General features: G+C 36.9%; 24 protein-coding genes and 1 tRNA gene. 9 read left to right on the top strand and 16 right to left on the bottom strand.

Annotation, left to right across the window (positions count from 1 at the left end):
- Position 1 precedes the first annotated feature (1 nt).
- On the top strand, positions 2–598 hold the full coding sequence (locus tag KHA94_RS01680) for a cytochrome (ubi)quinol oxidase subunit III (protein ID WP_213100422.1): 597 nt from the start codon (positions 2–4) through the stop codon (positions 596–598).
- 2 nt (positions 599–600) lie between these two features.
- A complete protein-coding gene (qoxD, locus tag KHA94_RS01675) occupies positions 601–885 on the top strand; it encodes a cytochrome aa3 quinol oxidase subunit IV (protein ID WP_213100421.1) in 285 nt (94 codons plus the stop codon).
- Positions 886–921: 36 nt separating this feature from the next.
- Here qoxD and KHA94_RS01670 read toward each other — a convergent pair whose 3' ends face one another.
- Complete coding sequence (locus KHA94_RS01670) at positions 922–1167, bottom strand: hypothetical protein (protein WP_213100420.1); 246 nt, start codon at positions 1165–1167, stop codon at positions 922–924.
- 816 nt (positions 1168–1983) lie between these two features.
- Here KHA94_RS01670 and KHA94_RS01665 point away from each other — a divergent pair.
- Positions 1984–3936, top strand: coding sequence for an N-acyl-D-amino-acid deacylase family protein (locus KHA94_RS01665; protein WP_213100419.1), 1953 nt, complete (start codon positions 1984–1986; stop codon positions 3934–3936).
- Between the two features lie 210 nt (positions 3937–4146).
- On the opposite strand, the gene KHA94_RS25810 is transcribed toward KHA94_RS01665, so the two are convergent.
- Positions 4147–4500 (bottom strand): DUF6597 domain-containing transcriptional factor, encoded by a 354-nt coding sequence (locus tag KHA94_RS25810; RefSeq protein WP_249365266.1) that lies wholly within the window; start codon positions 4498–4500, stop codon positions 4147–4149.
- A gap of 145 nt (positions 4501–4645) precedes the next feature.
- Here KHA94_RS25810 and KHA94_RS01655 point away from each other — a divergent pair, with 145 nt between their 5' ends.
- A complete protein-coding gene (locus KHA94_RS01655; RefSeq protein ID WP_420828130.1) occupies positions 4646–5059 on the top strand; it encodes a VOC family protein in 414 nt (137 codons plus the stop codon).
- Between the two features lie 283 nt (positions 5060–5342).
- Here KHA94_RS01655 and KHA94_RS01650 read toward each other — a convergent pair whose 3' ends face one another.
- Positions 5343–5714, bottom strand: a complete 372-nt coding sequence (locus tag KHA94_RS01650; protein ID WP_213100418.1) for a hypothetical protein — start codon at positions 5712–5714, stop codon at positions 5343–5345.
- A 149-nt stretch (positions 5715–5863) separates the two neighbouring features.
- On the bottom strand, positions 5864–6784 hold the full coding sequence (locus KHA94_RS01645; RefSeq protein WP_213100417.1) for a c-type cytochrome: 921 nt from the start codon (positions 6782–6784) through the stop codon (positions 5864–5866).
- A gap of 653 nt (positions 6785–7437) precedes the next feature.
- Here KHA94_RS01645 and KHA94_RS01640 point away from each other — a divergent pair.
- Complete coding sequence (locus KHA94_RS01640; protein ID WP_213100416.1) at positions 7438–8187, top strand: tyrosine-type recombinase/integrase; 750 nt, start codon at positions 7438–7440, stop codon at positions 8185–8187.
- Between the two features lie 139 nt (positions 8188–8326).
- Here KHA94_RS01640 and KHA94_RS01635 read toward each other — a convergent pair.
- From KHA94_RS01635 to KHA94_RS01610, 6 genes are all read right to left on the bottom strand, one after another.
- Positions 8327–8398: transfer RNA gene (locus tag KHA94_RS01635), tRNA-Val, on the bottom strand.
- Positions 8399–8454: 56 nt separating this feature from the next.
- Positions 8455–9159 (bottom strand): hypothetical protein, encoded by a 705-nt coding sequence (locus KHA94_RS01630; protein WP_213100415.1) that lies wholly within the window; start codon positions 9157–9159, stop codon positions 8455–8457.
- Positions 9160–9163: 4 nt separating this feature from the next.
- The gene (locus KHA94_RS01625) at positions 9164–9979 is read right to left on the bottom strand and encodes an ATP-binding cassette domain-containing protein (RefSeq protein WP_213100414.1); all 816 of its coding nucleotides are present in this window, start codon (positions 9977–9979) and stop codon (positions 9164–9166) included.
- A 167-nt stretch (positions 9980–10146) separates the two neighbouring features.
- Positions 10147–12102: a TRAP transporter permease gene (locus tag KHA94_RS01620; protein WP_213100413.1), complete on the bottom strand. Its 1956-nt coding sequence runs from the start codon at positions 12100–12102 to the stop codon at positions 10147–10149.
- Positions 12089–12622 (bottom strand): DUF1850 domain-containing protein, encoded by a 534-nt coding sequence (locus KHA94_RS01615; RefSeq protein ID WP_338030675.1) that lies wholly within the window; start codon positions 12620–12622, stop codon positions 12089–12091. Before KHA94_RS01615 ends, KHA94_RS01620 begins: the two co-directional genes overlap by 14 nt.
- 257 nt (positions 12623–12879) lie before the next feature.
- Positions 12880–13893 carry a TAXI family TRAP transporter solute-binding subunit gene (locus tag KHA94_RS01610; RefSeq protein ID WP_213100412.1) on the bottom strand — a complete coding sequence of 338 codons (1014 nt, stop codon included), beginning with the start codon at positions 13891–13893 and terminating at the stop codon, positions 12880–12882.
- A gap of 385 nt (positions 13894–14278) precedes the next feature.
- Here KHA94_RS01610 and KHA94_RS01605 point away from each other — a divergent pair, with 385 nt between their 5' ends.
- The 3 genes from KHA94_RS01605 (at position 14279) to KHA94_RS01595 (ending at position 16222) form a co-directional block, all read left to right on the top strand.
- Positions 14279–15004 carry an alpha/beta hydrolase gene (locus tag KHA94_RS01605; protein WP_213100411.1) on the top strand — a complete coding sequence of 242 codons (726 nt, stop codon included), beginning with the start codon at positions 14279–14281 and terminating at the stop codon, positions 15002–15004.
- Between the two features lie 276 nt (positions 15005–15280).
- The gene (locus tag KHA94_RS01600) at positions 15281–15793 is read left to right on the top strand and encodes a YjcG family protein (protein WP_213100410.1); all 513 of its coding nucleotides are present in this window, start codon (positions 15281–15283) and stop codon (positions 15791–15793) included.
- Between the two features lie 6 nt (positions 15794–15799).
- Positions 15800–16222: a GNAT family N-acetyltransferase gene (locus KHA94_RS01595; protein WP_213100409.1), complete on the top strand. Its 423-nt coding sequence runs from the start codon at positions 15800–15802 to the stop codon at positions 16220–16222.
- A gap of 236 nt (positions 16223–16458) precedes the next feature.
- On the opposite strand, the gene KHA94_RS01590 is transcribed toward KHA94_RS01595, so the two are convergent.
- The gene (locus KHA94_RS01590) at positions 16459–16734 is read right to left on the bottom strand and encodes a hypothetical protein (protein ID WP_213100408.1); all 276 of its coding nucleotides are present in this window, start codon (positions 16732–16734) and stop codon (positions 16459–16461) included.
- Between the two features lie 154 nt (positions 16735–16888).
- On the opposite strand from KHA94_RS01590, the gene KHA94_RS01585 reads away from it, so the two are divergent.
- The gene (locus KHA94_RS01585; protein ID WP_213101250.1) at positions 16889–19192 is read left to right on the top strand and encodes a UvrD-helicase domain-containing protein; all 2304 of its coding nucleotides are present in this window, start codon (positions 16889–16891) and stop codon (positions 19190–19192) included.
- 327 nt (positions 19193–19519) lie between these two features.
- On the opposite strand, the gene spoVIF is transcribed toward KHA94_RS01585, so the two are convergent.
- From spoVIF to KHA94_RS01560, 5 genes are all read right to left on the bottom strand, one after another.
- Complete coding sequence (spoVIF, locus tag KHA94_RS01580; RefSeq protein ID WP_213101249.1) at positions 19520–19774, bottom strand: sporulation-specific transcription regulator SpoVIF; 255 nt, start codon at positions 19772–19774, stop codon at positions 19520–19522.
- A 457-nt stretch (positions 19775–20231) separates the two neighbouring features.
- On the bottom strand, positions 20232–20588 hold the full coding sequence (gene spoVAE / locus KHA94_RS01575) for a stage V sporulation protein AE (RefSeq protein ID WP_213100407.1): 357 nt from the start codon (positions 20586–20588) through the stop codon (positions 20232–20234).
- A 19-nt stretch (positions 20589–20607) separates the two neighbouring features.
- The gene (spoVAD, locus tag KHA94_RS01570; RefSeq protein WP_213100406.1) at positions 20608–21624 is read right to left on the bottom strand and encodes a stage V sporulation protein AD; all 1017 of its coding nucleotides are present in this window, start codon (positions 21622–21624) and stop codon (positions 20608–20610) included.
- Complete coding sequence (spoVAC, locus tag KHA94_RS01565; RefSeq protein WP_213100405.1) at positions 21624–22100, bottom strand: stage V sporulation protein AC; 477 nt, start codon at positions 22098–22100, stop codon at positions 21624–21626. The genes spoVAD and spoVAC overlap by 1 nt, the downstream gene beginning before the upstream one ends.
- A 15-nt stretch (positions 22101–22115) precedes the next feature.
- Positions 22116–22589 (bottom strand): sporulation protein, encoded by a 474-nt coding sequence (locus KHA94_RS01560; RefSeq protein ID WP_213100404.1) that lies wholly within the window; start codon positions 22587–22589, stop codon positions 22116–22118.
- Positions 22590–23184 lie beyond the last annotated feature (595 nt).

The raw sequence follows: 23184 nt of genomic DNA, 5'->3' as shown, positions 1-23184 counted from the left end.
AATGAAAATAGATAACTCGCTGCCTCTTGAATATAGTACAGGGCAAAATCAAATAAATATTTTAGGATTCTGGATTTTTATTGGCGCCGAAATTATGCTGTTTGGTACCCTTTTCGCCGCATATTTCACATTAGTGGATCGTACAGGTAACGGTCCTACTGGAGCTGATATTTTTGAAATAGCACCATTACTGATTGAAACATTTGTACTTTTAACTAGTAGCTTTACGATTGGATTAGCAATTCATGCCATGCGTCTCGGCAAACAGAAGGCCATGATGACATTTTTTGGGATTACCCTACTTCTTGGTCTAGTATTCTTAAGCGTCGAGATTTTTGAGTTTAATCACTTTTATCACGTCGGTGCCGGACTACAAACTAGTGCATTTACAGCGATCCTATTAACAACATTAGGGACTCATGGAGCGCATGTTACATTTGGTTTATTTTGGGGATTATCCATCGTCCTTCAAGTTAGGAAGCGTGGATTGACTCCTGAAACTGCCAATAAATCTTTTATTTTCTCACTTTATTGGCATTTCCTAGACGTTGTTTGGATCTTCATTTTCAGCTTCATCTACTTGAAAGGACTGATGTAAACATGAGTGAATTATTCCCGCGTAAACAAGTAATGGGTTTTGTATTTTCACTAATCCTTACAGCAGTAGCTCTTTTGGTTTACTTCTTAGACATGCCATTCACAACAGGCATGACAGTTCTTCTAATTACAGCATTCATACAAGCGGCTCTACAATTAGTTGTATTTATGCACGCTGGGGAAACTGGAGATAGAGGCTCGATCTACACGAACCTATATTACGCAATTTTCATAGCACTAGTTACCGTTTTTGGTACACTGCTTACTATGATCTGGGGTTATATTTAAAAAGATGTCTTAATAGGAGTGTCCATCATGGCGCTCCTATTTTATTTTGATTGGAGCAATGGCAATTCCTTTATCAATTTTCTCAAGCATCTCTTCCGTCGCCACAAAAAACACACCCATTAAAAAGATGAAAATAGCTCCCATAACTGTTCCGATGCCAATTGGAGTTAGCACACTGGAACCTTTTTCAAAAAAACCAAGTAAAAATGTAATGATTCCCATTGTCAGTACGATTCCACCCACATATTTTATTGCATTTAATATTTTCGCATTCGATTTCATAACACTTAACCTCCTTTACATATATTATTTAACTAAGTTCACTAAATTGTCAAATTATTTTGTTATTTTTTCTTCTAGATATTGACATTTAGAAAATATTCCAATCTTTTTATGCCCTTCACTTCCAGCATTGAAAATGGAAGTAATCATCTTAACTTACCCTCATTTTTTTGAATTATCCAAGCATAAAAAAGGACACAATTCATAAATGAAAAAAAGAGAGCTGGAATAAAATTAATGCTATATCGTATAGTTTGAAAACGCATGGGTTCATTAGAAAAGACTATTTTAGCGGTCGTAATCATTTATTAATTAAATACTAAAATGTTATTCCCCTTTTTCGGGGGATGTGCAAAAATACCCATATACGATTTCTTTACTATCTTCAATATCTTCATTTCCATCAAATATTTCATAAAAACCCATAAGCTGACCATCTTGTTCAGTCTAAACGTTTCCTTCTACGTAAAAGGTAACACCAATAACTGCCCCATCATATAAGCACTTGTAATAGATACATCTATCCCCTTATTGCTTGCTGTTTCATTCAATTGAGTTATCAATTGTTGTGATAATAAATTTCATCCAACTAAGTCATTAAAGTTTACATATAATATCCCTAATACTAGGCCAATTAAGTTTAATGAAAACTTTAGGAGAAAAGGCATTTGCATAATAGTAATATTTAATCAAAATAGACAGAAACATTAGAGAAATCAGTAAATTATGATAATATGATTTTGTCTATTTATCTGTTGCTTAAGAAGGTGGAAAGCATTATTCAGTAATTTAAATGATAATAAAGGAGGCACTAAGATGAAAAGGTTAAGCAAAAGTTTTTTTTCGGTATTAGTAGTTGTTGCATTACTTTTGGGAATTTCACTTGCAGGATACCCTAAAACTGAACAATCAAAGGCGAAAACAAAGCAGGAATTTGATCTTATCCTACATGATGGAATGATTATTGATGGTACTGGATCAAAACGCTACACAGCAGATATTGGTATTTCCGACGGGTATATCCTATCCATTGGTAACCTGGACAAAGCTTCTGGAAAAACAGAAATCAATGTAGATGGGAAAATAGTTTCTCCAGGATTTATTGATATTCATAGTCATGCGGATACCGAAGTCCTTTCGACGGCAAAAAGTTCATTAACTCAAGGGGTTACGACCGAATTGATAAGTCCGGATGGAGGAGGGCCAGTTGACCTTTCGTATATGTCGGAGCTTGAAGACAAAGGACTTGCTATCAACATCGGAAGTTATATTGGATTTAATTCGGTCTGGGAAGAGGTTGTAGGGTATGACGATCGCCGTGCCACTTCTGATGAAATCTTTGAGATGAGATCCCTTGTAGAAAAAGCCCTACAAGACGGAGCCTGGGGAATTTCTGCGGGCCTATTCTACGCCCCAGGTAATTATGCACAAATGCAAGAAGTCATAAATGTTGTCAGCGTTGCAGAAAAATGGAGGACAAACTTCCCTAATCATATCAGGAATGAAAATAATCATGTACTGGAAGCAACAGCTGAAACCATCGAAATAGGCGAAAGTGCAGGCATTGTGCCCGTTATTACCCATATGAAGGTCATGGGACCCGATAACTGGGGGAAATCTGTAGAGACTGTTAAGTTGATTCAAGAGGCAAATAATCGGGGTATATTTGCAGCAGCTGATCAGTATCCTTATTTGGCAAGCCAAACGGGATTGACTGCCATTGTCCCACAGTGGGTTCAAGATGGTGGACGGGAAGAAATGCTTAAACGTTTTGCTGATCCTAGTATGCGCGGACAGATTGAAGAAGAAATTCATCAAACCATTCAAAGCCGAGTAAAGGATGCCAATGATGTCTATTTCCCAACAAAGCAAACTACCTTACAGGATATTGCTACAGAGAGTGGTGTTTCACCTGGAGAAGCTACCATGCAAATTCTCGAAAAAGAAGGTAGTCTAAGAACAATTTATTTCTTTGGTTCTCAAGAAGATTTTGAACGAATTTTAATGAATTCCACTACCGCAATCGCTTCTGATGGAGGAGCTACAGAGTCAAGCAGTACACACCCTAGAAGATATGGAACGCAGCCTCGAGTTTTAGGAAAGCTTGTTAGAAAAGACAGATTATTGTCCCTGGAAGAAGCTGTGAAGAAAATGACTGGACTCCCTGCCAGCATTATTGGAATGGTGGATCGAGGATTTATTGCTGAAGGAATGGCAGCAGATATTACTATATTTGATGCTAATACGGTAATTGATAAAGCTACTTTTGATAATCCAAAGCAGTATGCGGAGGGCATTTATCATGTCATCGTTAATGGGCAATTTGCAGTAAAGGACAGTAAGTTAACCAATATACAAGCTGGACAAGCTTTAAAACGCAAGTATGATATGCCTAGCCGGCCATTAAATAAGAAAGAAAATAAAATTTCTGCTAAGGGACAGCTAGTGAATGAAAATCAAGGAAAAGCACAGATCGACATTTATATAGAGCAGAAAGCAGGTCATGCACGATCAAAAGCAAAAGTTCAATTTATTGATAAAGAAAACGATATTCATATAAAACTCGAAGAAATTGGTGTGATTCAAACCTATAAAGGGTGGGCAAGTTTTACAGGTACAACCAAATTGAAGAACTCACAAAAATCCATACCAATCCTTGTTACTATGGATAAGAAAGATCCATTCACTGGAAAAGCAACGATCAGCATCAAAATTGGCAATGAATATCACTACAGAGGTACCCTAAAAGGGGATATAGAAGTCAATTAATTAAAAGTGCCTTATCCTCAAAGCGCTAACGTTGTGGAGTATTCAAGCAGGGTGTTAGATTAAAAAGTCTAGCACCCTATTTTTTTTCTCAAAACATCCCAATGGAGTTTAATCTATTAAGACTTAATCGATTTCTTTTGAATATCTCATATGACTTGTCTCAAAAGTCTTATCGTTGTGAAATCTTCCATTTTTAACATTACAAGTTGCTTAGCGTTGTAAATCCGCACTTTCGGGACGTGCCCCCTTTAAGAACACTGAAATCGTTTCATTATGCAATCCAGCCAGCGACCCGCGCCAAAAAGTACGGAACGCGCCTGGCAGAAGTCGGGCTCCAATAATTCTGCCGTTCTCGGCCGCTAAATAATCTCGTTTGTCCCGGAATGTAAATTGAATGCCCGAATCATGCTTGGAAACATAGATGTCCACGTAAGGGCGATGCATAACTTGTTCCAAAATATAAGGTTGTTGACTGGCGCGATTCCAACTCAGGTTCCAAAAATGGCCAATGAATGGCGTAAGACTGGCAGGTGGTATATAGGTTTGAAAGCTGATATGTTGCATGAATCCGGTAGGATCCAAGCGCCCGTCAACTTAAAAATTTTCTGCGGATTTTTGTAACACAGTTTTCATGTCATCACCTACAATAAAAGTAACATAAATCCTTTTGTAGATGTTCATACATTAACCAAAGTGGAGGTTGATATCGATGACAATTGCACCAATTTTACGCGGTATGGCATATGTTAGTTTCTGGGCAGAGGATCTGAAGGTAGCAAGAGAATGGTATACAAAACTTTTAGGAGTAGAGCCTTACTTCCAGCGCCCGAATGCCGAGAACCCTGCTTACCTTGAATTTCGGATTGGTGACTTCCAAGACGAGCTCGGCATTATAGATAAGAAATATGCCTCCAAGGCAGCCAGCTTAACAGGTGTAGGAGGAGCAATTCTGTATTGGCATGTGGATAACGTTGTCGGAATGCTAGAAAAACTAAAGGGGCTGGGAGCCATTGAATATGACCCCCTCACCGAGCGTGGAACTGATTGGATTACTGCATCGGTGGTGGAACTGATTGGATTACTGCATCGGTGGTGGATCCGTATGGAAACATCATTGGTCTGATACACAACCCGTATTATAAAGAAATTCGGAATTCAATTCATAAAGCTTAAATATACAGCTTTTTTTAGAGGTTAGGCTGCATTTTGTTATTGACAACCGGTTTAGGCGCCCATAATTTGTCACTACGATGTGTTGACACTCCACACTCCACGTGGCTGAAGTGCTTAATATTGCGATATAAACTATTTTGATTGTAAGGCGGTTCCCCCATACAATATAGAACTTCCGTGGGTCACTATTTGTTTATGGTAAAGCAGACAATTACTTTTCTAATAAGATAATGTTACAAGTTAACTATAGCTGCTAAATGAATTACCACACCTGCCAAGAATATAACCAGCAGTATTTGATGCACCCTTTTCTTCAGATTAAAAAGCATGATTTGCAAAATAGTTCTCATAATCCAAAATAGCAATACCCCATATCTAATCGCTTTACCTATTGATGTAGTACCCATTTCGTCCGTATGAAAAATATACAAATAGGCAATTAAAAAAAACGTAAATGTCAAACACAAATTCAACGTCTGCATAACCGCTCTATTATTTGGTGACACCCGCTTTAATTCAACTTTCCATACGAGTAATTTCCAGAAAATTAAATGAAAGACGCCAAACACCAAGTTATAGATAGCGCAAAGCATGAACCAAATCATGACGAATTTCCACCCTCAAAATACTAGTTTGTAATCGAAAATCTTCGCTTTACCATTTGTGATACGGCTCATCGTAACGGGTCTAACGGCGAAAATCTGAGAGCGTGGGATTAAAACCACGCTCCAAAATTTTTTATCATAATATTATTTTATTTTTTATCTCCCTTATGCCCAGCTAATGTTTCATATGCAGCATCATCTGGTGCATCACCATTTGGCCAATCATAAATTTTTTCAGGTAAGTTCGGCCGCCCCATTGATAGAATATAGGCAGCAATATCCATGGCTTCCTGTTCCGACAATGAACCTGGTTCACGTCCACCAACAGGCACTTTTGGCATATATCCTTTAATGAAACCGGCTGTTGTTCTAATCCTGTTCATGCCGGCCCCATCATTAAAAGAATTTTCACCCCAAACAGCTAAATCGTTCCACCCATTGCCATTTCCATCTTCACCATGGCAGACAATACATGACTCATTAAAAATTTCTCTTCCTTTATCAACATTAACTTTTGTAATATCACCTTTAGGTTTATCTAGCTTTGCCCATGGTCGATCTTTTGTCCCGTCTGGAACATTCTGCGAAATATAGGTATAATACGCAACAAATGCTTTCATTTCTTTACTGTCTAATGGAAGGGGTGTTCCATTCAAGCTTCGTTTAAAACAACCGTTAATACGATCTTCGATAGTCATTACTTTTCCAGCTCTTGAATTATACTGTGGATAGGTTTTCGTTACACCTACTATATCTAAAGAAGATCTTACTCCCCCGTTTGCATGACAACTTCCGCAGCTTAATGTACTTTTATCATATCCATCTAAAACCGTACTTGTCTCTTCATGTTGTTTGTAACCCAGTCTAATAAGATCGCCTTCCTCGCCTGCAGGTACCTCATCCATACTTGGAGGCAAATATGGATGATCTTTTATAATTCCGGGCGGCAACGCGGCTGCTTTTTGGGCAGTTTTAATGGCTTCGGATTTCGCAACATGAGAAATGGAAAATCCTAGAATAGTTATAATAATCACTATAGACCCTACACCAATTAATAATCTCTTAATCAAAATAATCCCCCTTCTCTTCATACTTCATCATCTAGATTTCCAAAAAGATAAATGTTAATAAATGATTTTAGAAATGAATTATTAATACTTAGTTACAGTAGGGGGCGGAATCTAGCTGATATTCGCTGCTTTCAGGTAACTTTTTTAGAAACGCAAGTGTTACTTCTTTTGCTTTTTCTTTCGTTACTTTTTCTGGAAACAAAGCCTCTACCACGTTATTAGGCTTCTCATTTCCCAATGATGCATTAAGTACATTTGAGCCAGAATTCAATTGATAGACCAGTAGACAATGTTAAAATTCAGAGTTTCCTATAGTTCCCCTAAATATCCCTCCTAATATTTAGCAGTCATTCTAATTATATGTTGAATTATCAGAATTATAGAACAAATTTATATTAGAAAATCCCACCACAGTTATATAATAATGTAAATGGAGGCTCGGGTTGCTCCCCAGCATTGCCCTATCCCCCTGGTAGGCCTAGTCACAGGGTTGCTGCTCTAGTCCGTCAGGCGCTAATGTAGAAGTAACTACTGCTGAATCTCGTGAATACCTTGTTAATAAACATTTAGTTTCTGGATTTGGTGTAAGGAGGATAAGTGAGATTGATAGCTTAACGATTGATGAATTTTTCGAAAGTAAATTAGAAGATGATTTGTCACCAGCATATATTCGCATTATGTATTCTCTGTTAAATCAAGCTTTTGATAAAGCACTTAAATGGAAGTTAATTAAGCATAATCCTGTACTTGATTCTTCTCCTCCTGTAGTTAAAAACAATAAGAAAAAAAGCTTATGGACTCTCCAAGAAAAGAAAAATTTTATCGATCTAGTTAAAAAAAAGGGGATAGAAGCACCATACATTACTACCATTTTCACTGGAATGCGCCGTGGAGAAGTACTCGGACTGAAATGGTCGGATATAGATTTTAATGGTGGTACAATTCATGTTCAGAGAAGCTTAACTCGTACGAGAAAAAATGGAATTATTTTAAAAGAGGTTAAAACAGAATCATCTAATCGAATAATTGCAATTTCAGATTTTCTAGTAAATATCTTAAGAGAACATCAAAATAATCAAGCAATTAACAGAAAAAAGTTTGGAAAGCTATATTCTGTAAATGATTTTGTATTTTGCACACTAGATGGAAAGTCAATTGAGCCGCGAAATCTGTTACGCCAATTTCAACATCAAATTGAGGAAGCTAAAATATCTAAAATAACTTTTCACGATTTACGTCATTTACACGCCACTACTTTTATGGCTCTAGGTGAAAATCCAAAAATTGTTGCTGATAGATTAGGACATAGTCGTGTTCAAGTTACACTGGATTTCTATTCACACGTTAGTCCCGACTTACAAAGGAAAATTGCTGAAAAGTTTGAAAAAGCCTTATTTAGATAACCTACAATAATAAATGTGCAATAAATGTGGATTTTACAAAAAAGAATAAATCAAACATAGAAAAAGACCGCCTTCAAAAAAGCGGTCTTTTGTACGGAAACCCTTTGTTCCGAAGGGTTTCTACGGGTTTGGCACCCAATGATCTGAGAGGGATTTGAACCCCCGACCCCTACCCTGTCAAGGTAGTGTTCTCCCGCTGAACTATCAGATCCAATATTAAGTACATATTTAATTATATGTAAATAACGGAAAAAGTCAATAAATATTTTACTGTTCCTTTTTCAAAAAAAGCAAAATAGCCATCATTATTCCTATAATTAAGTAAAGGAGCACATGTAATGTATCAAACCAAAACACTTGATTAACAATCAATTGATCTCCTGCGCTCATATAGTCAATAACTTCAAAAACCGGGGGAAAAACCCATAAGCCCCATTTCAATAATGAAACCGTCTCAATCAATGATTTTGAAGCAAGGGATACGACTAAGACAAAGACAGCAGAGAGCCACGAATATTTCTTCATCGCAAAGGTTGTGGCTGAAAAAAGTGTACCTATTAAAATACCAAACATCCCGAATATAATATGACTATAGAAAGCCATGGCATAAAGGCTAACCGTCATACTTCCTTTGAAACTACTGGCTAAAAGAGGATAAAAAATCGCAAAAAATGCGAGAGGAATCATGAAAGCTAGCACTGCAAACCATTTACCTATAAGGTATTTTTGCTTACCGCCAACATGTGTAAAAAGAATATGCTTTTCACTATCTTCTTCCATCGTAAATATTGCCATAGAAATCCAAGTCATTGTCATGTAAAGGGCAATTGATGATGCACCATAGCTGCTTAAAATCGGAACGTTCTTATAGGCATATAATATAAATACCCACGTTAAATAAATGATAACTGGAGGAATAAATTTCAATGAACGAATAAAGCTGATTAATTGGTAACGAACAAAGGTTAACAACTTTCTACCTCTTTTCTCTTAACTCTAAAATGAAATAATCTTGCTCAAGGAGCTCTTTTAGTAATTTATTTGAATCCGCGGACAAAACCGTCATTTCAACAATGTTTTCATCCATAAATTCATAACTAATACACGGAAGCCCTTGGACTTGTAAGTGTTTAGGGATCACCGCTTTTATAACCATTTGTTTTTCTTTTTTAGTCATTATACTATCATCAACAATTCTACCATTCTTAATCGTTAGCACTCGATCCGCTAACCGATCAATTAGCATGGATTCGTGAACTGTAAAAATAATCGTATTGTTTCCCATCTTTGACTCTAGCTGATTTACTAATTCCAGCTGAGCCATCTCATCTAATCCTGTCAATGGCTCGTCCAATAATAATAATTCTGGATCCATAAGCAAAGCTTGAATAATACCAGCTTTCTGCTTTGTTCCTTTTGAGCAATTTTTTAAAGGTGTATGTAAGAATTCTTCAATATCAAAACTTTTCGCATAAGCTGAGATTTGTTTCGACAACTCGTCACCTTGCCCTCCAGACATTTTACCCATTAATAATAAATACTCCTGCATTTTAAAACGGATATTTTCCGGGAAGTGTTCTGGCACATAGGCAGTTTTAATCTTCGCTCGTTTTATATCGCCACTAGAATACTCAAAAATTCCTCCAATGAGCTTTAAAAGGCTGCTTTTTCCTGACCCGTTATGACCGATTATGGCAACCTTTTCCCCTTGATTAATACTTATTGAGATATCATGTAACAAAAAGTTTCCATTCATTTGTTTTCCAGCAACATTAGCTTCGATTATTTTCATAAATAACCCTCTAGTTTTTTCTTTATTTTACCATTTACTCTTCTGTAATTCATCTAATGTCCTACCATGAAAGAACGTAATCATCTTTCATTCTCTGTGGTGAATTTTGATTCATGGATGACTAATAAGAAAAGGGAGCGTCCTTTTTCAGGTGCTCCCTTCCATTATCAAGCAGTTTGTTGATGTTTTGTCATATTATCACGCTTGAAAATAAACTGCAACGCGATCACAGCGACAAATAAACCTATTCCGATCATATCTGTAATTCCATTTGGATCAATTAACAGAAGTCCACCAGCTAACGCTAGAATTCTCTCATACCATACAAGTTTTCTAAACCAATATCCGATTACCCCTGCTCCAATTGCAGTCATACCGGCTAATGCTGTACAAACCACCCAAATTAAGGTATACCAATTTGTATCAATCATTAATAATTCCGGTGAAAGGACGAACATATACGGAATGATGAAAGCTGCAATGGCTAGCTTAGCTGAGCTGACCCCGGTCTTAATTGGATCGCCCCCAGATACCCCAGCGGCAGCAAATGCTGCTAAAGCAACTGGTGGTGTAATATCTGCAATGATACCGAAGTAGAATACGAATAAATGTGCAGGCAAATCTGGAACACCTAATAGAATGATAGCTGGTGCTGCAATCGTTGATGTAATAACATAATTTGCTGTAGTAGGTGAACCCATTCCTAGAACAAGAGCTGCTAGCATTGTTAACATTAAGGTTGGAATTAAGGCGCCGCCAGCAAGATCAAGCAAGCCGTTAGCAAGCTTTAACCCTAAGCCAGTTTTAGTTACTACCCCAACGATTATTCCAGCTGCCGCTGTAGCTGAAGCTACACCTAGAGCTGTACGTGCACCTTCTACAAGTGCGTCAATTGCATCCTTAAAGCTGATTCGTGTTTCTTTACGAATCGCACTCACTGCAATTGTTATCACAATTGACCATAATGCAGCACGTATTACACTCATTCCGCTCATTAAAAGAATAATAACACCAAGAATCGGTAAGAGCAGGTATATATTCTTTAAAACTTCTTTACGATCTGGCATTTCTTCGTCTTTCAATCCACTTAAACCTACACGCTTTGCTTCAAAGTGGGTCATAATCCAAATGCCAGTAAAATATAGCAACGCAGGAATTGCTGCAGCTTTTGCAACTTCCCAGTAAGTAATACCACCAATAAATTCTACCATTAAGAAAGCAGCAGCGCCCATTATTGGAGGCATAAGCTGTCCACCTGTAGAAGCAGCTGCCTCTACTCCCCCAGCAAATTCTTTCTTATAGCCTAGCTTTTTCATCATTGGGATCGTAAATGATCCTGATGTAACTACGTTTGCAACAGAGCTTCCACTTATTGTTCCTTGTAAAGCACTGGAGAAAATAGCTACTTTTGCAGGTCCTCCAATTCTCTTTCCTGCTATTGACAAGGCTAAGTCATTGAAATACTGTCCAACCCCAGTTTTTACAAGAAATGATCCAAACAGTAGGAATAAGAAAATAAAAGTCGACGATACCCCTAAAGGCGTACCGAGAATCCCTTCTGTCGTATAAAACATCGTTTGCACAAGTCTTTCCAAATCTAATCCACGATGGGCCAAGAAGCCTGGCATATAAGGTCCATAGACTGCGTACGCCAAAAAGAGACCCGCTATAATTGTTATCGGAAGGCCAACTGCTCTTCGAGTAGCTTCCAATACGAGGATGATCGCCATTAAACCAATAATAAAGTCAAGAGTCGTTAGTCTGCCGACCCTCATGACAAGCTCGTCAATCATAAGCGGCCAGTATGCCCCGACTGCTACAGATGCAAGAGAAAGTATATAATCATACCAAGCTGGCTTATTCTTGATACCGCGATCTTTTTTTCTAGCAGGGAATAATAAGAAAATGAGTGCCAGTGCAAATCCTAAATGAATGGATCTTTGCAGCTGAGCAGTAAGCATTCCAAAAATAGCCGTGTAAAGCTGGAATAAAGAGAATGATAATAAACCAATAAAAACAACCTTTCCCATTATTCCTTTGAGTTTTCTCGTTCCAGCTTCTGGGTCATATTTTTCAAGTAATTCCTGTTGTTGTTCTTGAGATAAAGTTTCATGTTGACTCAAGGATGTTCACTCCTTTCAATTGCTGGAAAATATTGATTTTTTTGAATTTAATTCTGATCCATGTTCCTGGTTCAATATATTTAGACAGCTGATACTCTTCATTCATAAATATTACTCTGTGGTTAGCTCTAACTTTTCCGATACGCAGGTCAAATGAAGGAAAAATACGGTTCATATTTTTCAAAAAATACTTTCCATCTTTTTGTTCAAAAATCTCGCCTTCTGAAGCATTTTCTGGCATACCGATCGAAAAATCTTCATACATCAGCTCATATTGCTGAATATAACCTTTTTCTGTTATCTTATAGCTTTCTACCACATCAGATAAATGAATAGAATGAGTATATTTAATTTTAAATGTCTCTTCCTTTGAGAAAGGGATATAGGCAAGTGGTCTTCCAGTATCCTGAAATTCAAATACAAGTGCTTGCCTAAATGGAATGAAAAACATAATTACAATGGATGAAATGATGAGGAACAGCAGAAAGATAGGTTTTCTGACTGACTTTCTTTTTTCCACATTGATCCCGCCTAAAAATGTATATGTAAAGGGATTCGGTGAAACGACGATTGATATCGTACCACATCTGACCTCTACCAAAAGAGGAATAAACCTTGTAAAGCAATCATTATTTTAATAGAAACCTAGATACCGAAGGGAAGGAATACTTTACCTTAGCTGATAATATGTACCATACACTCTACAAAAAGAGAATTTGACCGGCAGTTTTACCTTCATGAGAGGTTAATACTACCGGCCAACCTTCTTCCATCTAATTATTTTGCTTTTACGCCTTTTTCATCGAAATATTTTTGTGCACCAGGGTGTACATCAATTCCAACTCCAGTTAAAGCGTTTTCGACCTTAATTAATTTTCCTTTAGCATGTTGTACTTTATCTAAATTTTCGAAAATAGCTTTTGTAATATCATAAACTACCTCGTCAGATAGATCATTGCTAGCTACAAGCATTGCTTGAACAGCTACTGTTAGGACAGGATCAGCTAGCTTGTATGTTCCCGCTGGAATTTCTTCTTTAGCATAGTATGGATATTTTTCAACTAATGCATCGATTTTATCTTGAGCGATTGGAACGATGATTACATCTTCAGTTGCAGAAAGTCCTTCAACAGCACCAGTAGGAGTTCCAGCTGTTACGAAGGCAGCATCGATTGTTCCATCTTGAATACCTGCAGTGGATTCATCAAATGAAAGGTCCTGCTTCTTAATATCATCGAAAGTGATTCCGTGTACTTCAAGAATTTGCTCAGCATTTGCAGCTGTACCAGATCCTGGTGCACCAACAGATACCTTTTTGCCTTTTAAATCCTCTACAGATTTAATACCTGATTTAGCAGTCGTTACAATTTGGATTGTTTCAGGATAAAGTGTACCAATTGCGCTTACATTATCAATTGATTCACCGTCAAACATTAGTTTTCCGTCTTTTGCATATGAAGCAATATCCGTTTGAGTAAATGCAATTTCAGCATCTCCAGCTTTTAAAGTGGTCATATTCTCTGCCGATGCACCTGAAGTCTCAGCATTAGCCTTTATACCAGTTTCATCAGTAATGATACCAGCAAACGATCCGCCAAGTGGGAAGTATGTTCCGCCAGTTCCACCTGTTAAGATGCTAATATATTCTGGTTTTTCAGCAGTGGAATCCCCACCCTTACCGCCTTCAGTTTTTTCTCCGTCTACTTCCTTTGAACCACCGCCACAAGCAGCTAGAATCATAGAAAGCGCTAACAGTAATACTGTCGCCAGTAAAAAACTTTTCTTTTTCACAACATTTCCCCCTTTTTATAGATTCCAAGTTTTCAGAATATATTCTATCACAATACTAAACATAATTGTCAATAACTACTCTTATATTTCCCAAAATTTTCAACGCATAATATCGATAGTAAATATAAGTGAATTCATTGATATTTAACTTTATTAGTTCCTTTTTAATATCTGAAAAAAAAGTAGATTGATTTCACTTTTCAGCATGATTTTCAAAAAAATAACCATATTATAACAGACATCCTAATTTTTGATCTATTCAACTTCGATCATTACGGTCGCTATCAGTTAAATAGCATTTTTTAAATTTGAAAAAAAGCTTTTCTACTATTCATATGTTAAAATATCAAGAAGAGCTTTACATTTTTATATGGAGGAGACAGCTATGGAAAACACTAGAGGAACAATAAAAGATTTCACATTTTCAAGCAAAGAATTAGGGGAGGATATTGAGCTTCTGGTCTACTTACCAGCTACATATACACCTTTATATAAATATTCCATCATTATTGCCATGGACGGAAAGGATTACTTTCAGTTAGGGAGACTGGGCCGTACTGCAGATGAATTATTGGAAAAACAAGAAATTGAAAATATTATCGTGGTTGGAATTCCTTATAAAAACATTGAGGATCGCAGAAGAAAGTACCATCCTGATGGTGAGCAGCATCAAGCGTTCATTCGCTTCCTTGCTCATGAACTTGTACCCTATATAGACCAAGAATATCCTACTTATCAAATGGGTATGGGACGAGCACTATTAGGAGATTCTCTAGCTGCTACTGTATCATTAATGACTGCGATTCAGTATCCACACACTTTTGGAAAAGTTTTGCTGCAATCACCAATGGTGGATGAAAAAGTAATGAATGCAGTTGAAGGATTTAGTCAGCCGCATTTATTAACTATTTATCATGTTATTGGCAAAGAAGAAACAAATGTTAAAACAACGCTCAAAGTTGAAAAGGATTTTTTATCGCCAAATCGCGAGCTCTCGAAGCTGTTTGCTGATAAAAAATTTCCATATTTCTACGACGAATTCGATGGTGATCACACTTGGACTCATTGGCAGCCAGATCTTAAACGCGCATTGAAAAAAATGTTTTCTTAATGTTTGATTTAGCCTGAGGGTCAATTTGGTTTTTAGTTCAATACGCATAGAAACCATTCCCTCAGGCGAATAGAAGTTTTTTGAAATAACAAATCGATCAAATTTAGACGATAATCATATTATGTTTTCAGCCTTTATACTCATTTTTTATTGTTTTTCCCAATAAAATGAGTTTACTATACTTTATATTTAGAAAATTTGTTATAATAATAAAAATATTTGCAGTCCGTTCTTTCTAATACTATTATCTCAAATAATGAATATGGAGGTCAAAATATGAAATTAGGTATCGTTATTTTTCCATCGAAAAAAATACAGGATTTTGCAAATTCGTATCGAAAACGGTATGATCCAAATTATTCGTTAATTCCTCCACATCTAACATTAAAACCTGCATTCGAAGCATCTGAAGAAGAAATTAAACACTTAACTGCAACATTAGACAAAATATCAAACCACTACAAGCCCTTTCAAATAAAATCAACAAAAATCAGTTCATTCAAGCCTGTTAACAATGTTATTTATTTAAAAATTGAAACATCTGAAGAATTGAACGAACTTCATAAAGTAATAAATGAGAAAATTTCAGAAGAAGTATTAGAATATGCATTTGTCCCTCATATTACAGTTGGACAAAAACTTTCAAATGATGAGCACTCAGATGTTTATGGCTCCTTAAGCTTAAATCAATTTAACTACGAAGGCACAGTAGATCGGTTCCATCTACTCTATCAGCTTGAAAATGGCTCATGGACCGTTTATGAAACATTTCGTCTTGGAAGGGATTAGTGAGGAATGATTGTAAAAATCGTATCAAATGAACATGAACTGCAAGATGCTTTTTCTATCCGTAAAATCGTATTTATAGACGAACAACAAGTTCCAGAGGAAGAAGAAATTGACCAGTATGAAGATTCATCTGTTCACTTTATTGCCTATGAAGGTGACACGCCGATTGGAGCTGGCAGATTCCGCTCGATTGAAGGCATTGGAAAAGTAGAAAGAATTTGTGTCTTGAAGGAACACCGAAAATCCGGTGCTGGAAAAGCTATTATGGAAGAAATTGAAAACTGTGCTAAAAGAAAAGGATTCAATAAATTAAAACTAAACGCTCAGACACACGCAATTCCATTTTATAGTGGATTAGGTTACGAAATTGCTTCTAAAGAGTTTTTAGATGCTGGAATTCCTCACAGAACAATGCAAAAAAGGTTATAAAGAAAACTCGCCGATTGGCGAGCCTTGGAAAGGCGAAGACTGAGGCGTAGTTGCACTTATCGCGCTCATACATGCCACGTCCTGTGGCATTCGCCCGACTAGGACATCCTGTCCGTCGTACTTAATTCCTAAAATTGGCAACTACGTCGGATCATCTTCTGCGCTGGCAATTTATACTTTCTTAACGTGTAAACAAACTTCTGTCACTTTAGACAGAAGTTTTTTTTCATGATTTGCTATGCAAAAGTATTAAAATATCTGCCCTTCCCGGTTATTTCTCCAAATACTCTTTCTATTTCACTATTTTCCAAATGGCTGTGCTGATTACCTCTTAGAAGTTTTTTCGGTACTGTGGAAAAATGCGGTCGATTTTTTTGCTCATATTCAGGAGGATTTGTAGTTGATTTTATTGGTCGGATTGGTACAAATCGATATGGATCATACCTTTTGGAGATATCTCTCTCCGCATACTGGTTATATTCATAAAGTGTAACTGGTGCGATTATGCCCATGGTCACTTCACCCCCTTTTAAAAAACTTATATATGATAGATATACGAGAATGGCATAAGGTTTTTGTACCATTTTTAGAGAAAATCTTTTGTAAGTACAGTTGATTTGTTATGATAGAGTTTGTCTAATGAAAGGCAAAGAAGAGGAAAAAATGATGAAAACTACGATACTGCATAATAAAATGATTCACCTTGATAGAATTGAAAGAGAAACGTTTCAATCCATTTATGAAAATGGAAAAAAGGGACTACTTGTTTGTCCTGCATGTGGAGAAAAGGTTAGGTTCTACATTGGAATTGAAAAAGAGCCTCACTTTTATCATATTATTGATACAGACAAGGAGTGCAAAGATTCAACTCTGTTCGAAACTTCCCCTACCCATGAAGACAGTGAATACTCGGAAATCAACGGATTTAGAATACCTGTATCACGCACCATTACATCAGTGAAGGAATCAGAAATAACTTATAAAAACGCTCAAGCTGTTAAAAATATCCCTCCCTTCACACCGATTAAACAAATGGATGCCAACTTTTCTAATAAGTACATACAGGCTCTAGGGGAATCTGGTATCATGCTTGATCCTGCTCAATCTGGTGCTGTTTCCTGTATCGATGGCCCCCTCCTTGTACTTGCTGGTGCAGGCAGCGGGAAAACAAGAGTATTAACAACGAGAACGGCATTTATGATCTGTGAAAGAAAAATTGACCCTAAATCGATTATGCTAGTAACTTTTACAGCAAAAGCAGCTGCTGAAATGAAGAAAAGACTAAAAATGTATCCTCAAATGGGAGAAATAAGTATTCAGCAAATTGTATCTGGTACTTTCCATAGCATTTTTTATCGAATTTTAGTCTTTCACAATCCAGAAAAATGGGCTTCTCACAAACTATTAAGCAAAGGCTGGCAGCGTGAGCAGCTAATCAAGCAAGTTGGCAGATCATTAAATTTAGATGAAAAGGAATTTGCTTTTGATCTTGCACTCCAACAGATTAGCTATTGGAAAAATTCGCTTATCCCTCCATTAAAGGTTAAAACTGAATCAGCTTGGGAAGAGCGTGCTGCCCTTTTATATGAACAATACGAACAACTTAAAGAAAACGAAGGATACTTTGATTTCGATGATATGCTTGTAGGCTGTTATGTACTATTTCAAAACGAGCCATCAGTTTTGAAAAAATACCAAGATCGCTTTCAATATTTATTAATTGATGAGTTTCAAGATATTAATAAAGTGCAGTACGAACTTATGAAAATGATATCGGATAAAACGAAAAATATATGCGCTGTAGGTGATGATGATCAATCTATCTATGCATTTCGCGGCAGCGACCCGAAATACCTTCTAGATTTTGAAAAAGATTTCCCTGGTGCTAATATTATGAAGTTAAATCAAAACTACCGTTCGGCCCATGAAATTGTTGCTTCAGCAAATCAAGTAATTGTTCAAAATAAACTACGGCATAGCAAGAAAATGAGTGCTCAGTTTTTAGGTAAAAACCTGCCAATCCTCTTTTTTCCATATGATGAGGAAGAAGAAGCAACCTCAATTGTAACTGACATTCAAGATAAAATAGCACTTGGCTTTGAACCACAAAATTTTGCTATTCTTTTCAGGACAAATTCAGGAAGTCGAGCAATATTCGAACGCTTAGCTAATTCAAGCCTCCCTTTTAAAATTGAACAGGATGCTGTGTCCTTTTATGACCGCTTTATTGTAAAGAGCATGCTTTCATTTTTACAATTATCCATCAATGAAGAGGATCAAAATGCGATTACAAATATTCTCCCTGCCTTATTTGTAAAGCATACAGCCTCTAAGGATTTAATTGCTGAAAGTATTTTAAAGGATTGCTCTTTGCTTGAATGTTTGAAATACATTAAAACAGGCTTTTCTTTCCAAGAGAAAAAATTGAGAAAGGTCATACCAGTCATCCGATCCATATCAAAGTTGTCACCTTTATTAGCCATTACAACGATTGAAAAAGAACTTGGCTATCAGGACTTTATTAAAAAGCGGGGAAATGAAGGCAATAAAATGGAAAGGGGTTCTGATGATCTAAAGGACCTTAAGGTAGCAGCAAAAAATTTCACAACAATCCAAGAGTTTTTAGACCATGTGGAACATATGAGAGCAATGAATAATGAAATAAAGCAAATGAGTAAAAAAAATCATAATGCGATTACCTTAAGTACAATACATCGAGCTAAAGGACTTGAATATAAGGTTGTATATATTATTGGGGCTAATGAAGGAATACTCCCCCATGAATATGCTTTAGAATCGTATCGTAACGGAGATTATTCTCCAATTGAAGAGGAACGTCGGCTTATGTATGTCGCGATGACAAGGGCGATGGAGTATTTATACATTTCAATCCCTGAAAAAAATCGCGGCAAAAAATCCTATCCTTCAAGATTTCTATCACCCATTACAAATATTCATAGGATTAAATAAAGTGAAACTTCCATCAGTGGGGGTTTTTCGACGCACAGGACGTGCTAGTGCCGACGTTGCCACAGGACGTGGCGTTCTTAGTCTGCTTTCATCCCCCACTGATGGTTAGTTGCGGCCCACAGGAAGTGGGTCACGCAGACGTTGCCACACGATGTGGCGCTTTTAGTCTGTGTTCATTTTATGGGCCTTTACGGGCAGTTGATCCCCCACTTAGGTTTCTTTGATTCTCTCGCAACCTTGTAGTGGAGGGTCTTACTGCCCGTTAATCTGCGATAAACAACAAGGGCCTGGATATCAATCTCACCAGGTCCCTCTTAATGAATTTCATTATTTTTTATTTATCATTTGTGATAGCGTTCCAAAATCAAGCTGTTTGCCTTCAGTGACAATTGACTCGACAATTTTATCCTCTGTTTCTTTTGATACTTCCCGATTGGCAATTTGAGATACTCTCCGAATAACACTTCTTACTGTTTTTTCATCTTTAAAGTTTGCATTCTGTAAAGAGCTTGCTAAATCAAAAACATCCTTCATATTAACGCCTGTTTTCTTTTCAATATTTTTGAAGAAATTATTATCCATCCTTTTAGTCACGCCCCTTCCTAAACTACTGTATATAGTATGAACATGGGCAAAAAAGGTGAATGAGTTAGACACTTTTTCCATTTTATAATAAGAAATACTCAAAAAATAATTTTATATTACTTTTTCGAAGTATAAAGGGACCGAAATTTGACTTCAATGAACACTTAGGAAAAGGCTATGTTTAAATTTCCCTCTTGAGTTCTACTGCAGGCACTCAGCGATAGCGGTGCTGGAAGCCACCTGATCCTGGGCGGTCTCCCTTTGACTTAAAAAACTTAGCGCTTTGCCAAGTTTTTTGTGCGAATGATTAGATTTTCTTTTGTGATATTCTAAGCAGAAACTTTATCTATTAGCTATGTAAAACAGCTTAAGATTATGGACAAGCACCTAAAACTGTCATTTCTAGATAAATTTCAAAGAAATCAATCGATTATAGGAAAACAAATACAGATGTTTATCCCTTTGGTTTAAAAAGCAATGCACCAATAAAAGCAAAAATGATCGCTGCTGATATTCCAGAGCTTGTTACTTCAAACATTCCAGTTAGTACACCTACAATCCCATGCTGTTCCGCTTCTTGCAATGCCCCATGAACAAGAGAGTTACCAAAACTTGTAATAGGAATTGTAGCCCCTGCCCCAGCAAAATCAATTAATGGCTCATAAAGTCCAAAGCCATCTAATACTGAACCAATTACAACTAGCAGGCTTAATGTATGTCCTGGTGTTAATTTCGCAACATCAAACAGTAATTGGCCAATTACACAAATGAGACCCCCAACAATAAATGCCCATATAAACATTGGCAGCATGTACATATCCCCCATTCATTTAGTTATTCATCTCAATAGAAACAGCATGAGCAATACATGGAATCGTTTCGTTTTGCTGAAAGGTAAGCGGTGACAAAAGAGCGCCAGTCGCTACGACAAGAATTCTTTTGTAAGCTCCTTGCTTCATTTGATTCAGTAAATGCCCATATAATACGGTTGAAGAGCACCCTGCTCCGCTCCCACCCGCATTTACGGGCTGATCCTCTTTAAAGATCATTAATCCACAATCTTGAAATTTCCCCTTATCAATCCTAAGTCCAGCGTTTGTTAATAATTCATATGTTGTACTATGACCAATCTTCCCTAAATCTCCTGTGACAATAAGATCATAGTAGGAAGGATCTACTTGCATATCTTTAAAATGAGCGGTAATTGTATCAGCCGCCGCTGGAGCCATTGCCCCTCCCATATTAAACGGATCAGTTAACCCCATATCAACGACCTTACCAATTGTCGCTGAAGTTGTAACAGGTAAATTTTGGCTTCCTGAATTTTCTTTAATGATAGCTACACCTGCACCGGTAATCGTCCATTGGGCGGTCGGCGGCTTCTGGCCCCCGTACTCAGTTGGATATCTAAACTGCTTTTCAACTGATGCATAGTGGCTTGATGCACCTGTAAGAATATATTTTGCCCCTTTGTTATTAATAATGAAAGATGAAAGAGCAAGTCCCTCCATTGAAGTAGAACATGCCCCAAATATTCCAAAGTATGGAATCTGATTTGTTCTTGCACTAAGGCTTGTTGGGGTAATTTGATTAATTAAATCCCCTGCTATAAAAAAATGAATATCCTCTTTCAATATATTTTCTTTTTTTAATGCAGATTGACAAGCTTCTTCTATTAATACTCGATGTGCCTTTTCATAGGAATCCTGTCCCATCCATAGATCATCGTGAAGAATATCAAAATCCTCCGCAAGCCTACCATTTGCCTCAAAAGGACCTCCAGAAACTCCAGTTGCAGCGATAACAGGCCGATTTTGAAATACCCAGGATTGCTTTCCTTTCAGCATTACAAAACCCCCCATTGAATTAAGATTGTTTTAATTAAAGCAACTACAAATGCTGAAAACACACCAAATAGGATGACGGAACCTGCGAGTTTAAACATATTCCCACCTACACCTAGGACAAATCCTTCGGTACGATGCTCAATTGCTGCAGAAATAACCGCATTTCCAAAGCCCGTTACAGGTACAGCTGTACCTGCTCCGCCAAATTGAGCTAAATGATCATATATTCCAAATCCTGTTAACAGCATAGAAAGAAACACCATCGTCGCTACAGTAGGGTTTCCTGCAGTTTGCTCTGTGAAATTAAAGAAGTATATATAAAAATAAGTAATAGCCTGTCCAACCGTACAAATGAGGCCACCCACCCAAAAGGCTCTAATACAATTTTTAATAATTGGCCTTTTAATCTCATGTTTCTGTTGAAGTACTTGATATTTTTGTTGCTCAGGTGTCAAATTCTTTTTATCCTTCCCCATTATGGTTCTCCTTTCTTATGTCAACTCTTGCTTTAGCTTTATAATTTTTTTTAACTCTTTATTTGCTTTTTCTTGAGAAAAATTAGGATCCTTCATTTTTTCATTTAACTTAACTGCCTCGAGAAAAATTTTATAATCACTTGAAACGGTAAAGTTCTCATCTGGGTATTTTTTCTCTAGCATTTCATTCATTTTTTTCTCAATCTTTTTCATTTGAAAACGATAAAAATGTTTTACTTTGTAAGCGACTAGAGTGTCTTTCTTTCCTTTTACAATTGCTACATCATATAACTCCTTCATGGACGCAATATCATGTTTGATGCTCTCAACTAAATCAAGGTCTTCTTTCGTGTTTTTTTCAATCAATGCAGGACTCGGATTCGTTGTTTTGATCAGAGCAAGCTCACTATCCTTTGAATCTTCACCCATCCCACAACCAGTTAATCCTAATAATATAATTGGAGTCATTATGAAATGTTTTGTCCTCATAAACGGTCCCTTCTCTAAATAAAATCATTGTTTCCGAATAAAAATATTCGTGCTCTCACGTAAAAGTATTTCTGTAAGTATATTGTCCTCGAAATCCTGTGAAATTATGAATAAACGGATAAGTACATATAAAGCCAAATAATGTAAATAAAAAACAATCGCATTCAGGTCAATTAAAGGACAATTATTCCTGAAATGTTAAATCGTAAGCTTTTTTTTGTCGAGCTAGACATAAAGAAAACTCGCCGATTGGCGAGCCTTGGAAAGGCGAAGACAAAGGCGTAGTTGCACTTATCGCGCTCATACATGCCACGTCATGTGGTATTCGCCCGACTAGGACATCCTCGTAAAAGCTATCGCTTTTCCTTCGTGCGATGTTAATCGCTATCGAAGCCTTCCATGTCCTGCCCGTTGTAATTAATTCCTAAAATTAGAAACTTCGTCGAATCCTCTTCTGAGCTAACAATCTATTCTTAACGTGTAAAAAAACCGAGGTCTCCGGCAATAAATTAAGTATTCTTTTTTGTTTTCTTTCCACATCCACACCCTTTTTTCTTCTTTGGTGATTGTTGTATTGGAGTTTTCAGCGGCTGTG

This window comes from Cytobacillus citreus, assembly GCF_018343665.1.
Lineage (GTDB): Bacteria > Bacillota > Bacilli > Bacillales > Cytobacillaceae > Cytobacillus > Cytobacillus citreus.
The sequence above is the reverse complement of the archived record's forward strand: the minus strand, read 5'-3'. Positions and strand labels throughout refer to the sequence as shown.

Bases quoted from the DNA above. Each gene is read 5' to 3' on its own strand.
- KHA94_RS01680 (WP_213100422.1), top strand. From the start codon at position 2: ATGAAAATAGATAACTCGCTGCCTCTTGAATATAGTACAGGGCAAAAT.
- qoxD (WP_213100421.1), top strand. From the start codon at position 601: ATGAGTGAATTATTCCCGCGTAAACAAGTAATGGGTTTTGTATTTTCA.
- KHA94_RS01670 (WP_213100420.1), bottom strand. From the start codon at position 1,167: ATGAAATCGAATGCGAAAATATTAAATGCAATAAAATATGTGGGTGGA.
- KHA94_RS01665 (WP_213100419.1), top strand. From the start codon at position 1,984: ATGAAAAGGTTAAGCAAAAGTTTTTTTTCGGTATTAGTAGTTGTTGCA.
- KHA94_RS25810 (WP_249365266.1), bottom strand. From the start codon at position 4,500: ATGCAACATATCAGCTTTCAAACCTATATACCACCTGCCAGTCTTACG.
- KHA94_RS01655 (WP_420828130.1), top strand. From the start codon at position 4,646: ATGACAATTGCACCAATTTTACGCGGTATGGCATATGTTAGTTTCTGG.
- KHA94_RS01650 (WP_213100418.1), bottom strand. From the start codon at position 5,714: ATGATTTGGTTCATGCTTTGCGCTATCTATAACTTGGTGTTTGGCGTC.
- KHA94_RS01625 (WP_213100414.1), bottom strand. From the start codon at position 9,979: ATGAAAATAATCGAAGCTAATGTTGCTGGAAAACAAATGAATGGAAAC.
- KHA94_RS01605 (WP_213100411.1), top strand. From the start codon at position 14,279: ATGGAAAACACTAGAGGAACAATAAAAGATTTCACATTTTCAAGCAAA.
- KHA94_RS01600 (WP_213100410.1), top strand. From the start codon at position 15,281: ATGAAATTAGGTATCGTTATTTTTCCATCGAAAAAAATACAGGATTTT.
- KHA94_RS01595 (WP_213100409.1), top strand. From the start codon at position 15,800: ATGATTGTAAAAATCGTATCAAATGAACATGAACTGCAAGATGCTTTT.
- KHA94_RS01590 (WP_213100408.1), bottom strand. From the start codon at position 16,734: ATGGGCATAATCGCACCAGTTACACTTTATGAATATAACCAGTATGCG.
- KHA94_RS01585 (WP_213101250.1), top strand. From the start codon at position 16,889: ATGAAAACTACGATACTGCATAATAAAATGATTCACCTTGATAGAATT.
- spoVIF (WP_213101249.1), bottom strand. From the start codon at position 19,774: ATGGATAATAATTTCTTCAAAAATATTGAAAAGAAAACAGGCGTTAAT.
- spoVAE (WP_213100407.1), bottom strand. From the start codon at position 20,588: ATGCTGCCAATGTTTATATGGGCATTTATTGTTGGGGGTCTCATTTGT.
- spoVAD (WP_213100406.1), bottom strand. From the start codon at position 21,624: ATGCTGAAAGGAAAGCAATCCTGGGTATTTCAAAATCGGCCTGTTATC.
- spoVAC (WP_213100405.1), bottom strand. From the start codon at position 22,100: ATGGGGAAGGATAAAAAGAATTTGACACCTGAGCAACAAAAATATCAA.
- KHA94_RS01560 (WP_213100404.1), bottom strand. From the start codon at position 22,589: ATGAGGACAAAACATTTCATAATGACTCCAATTATATTATTAGGATTA.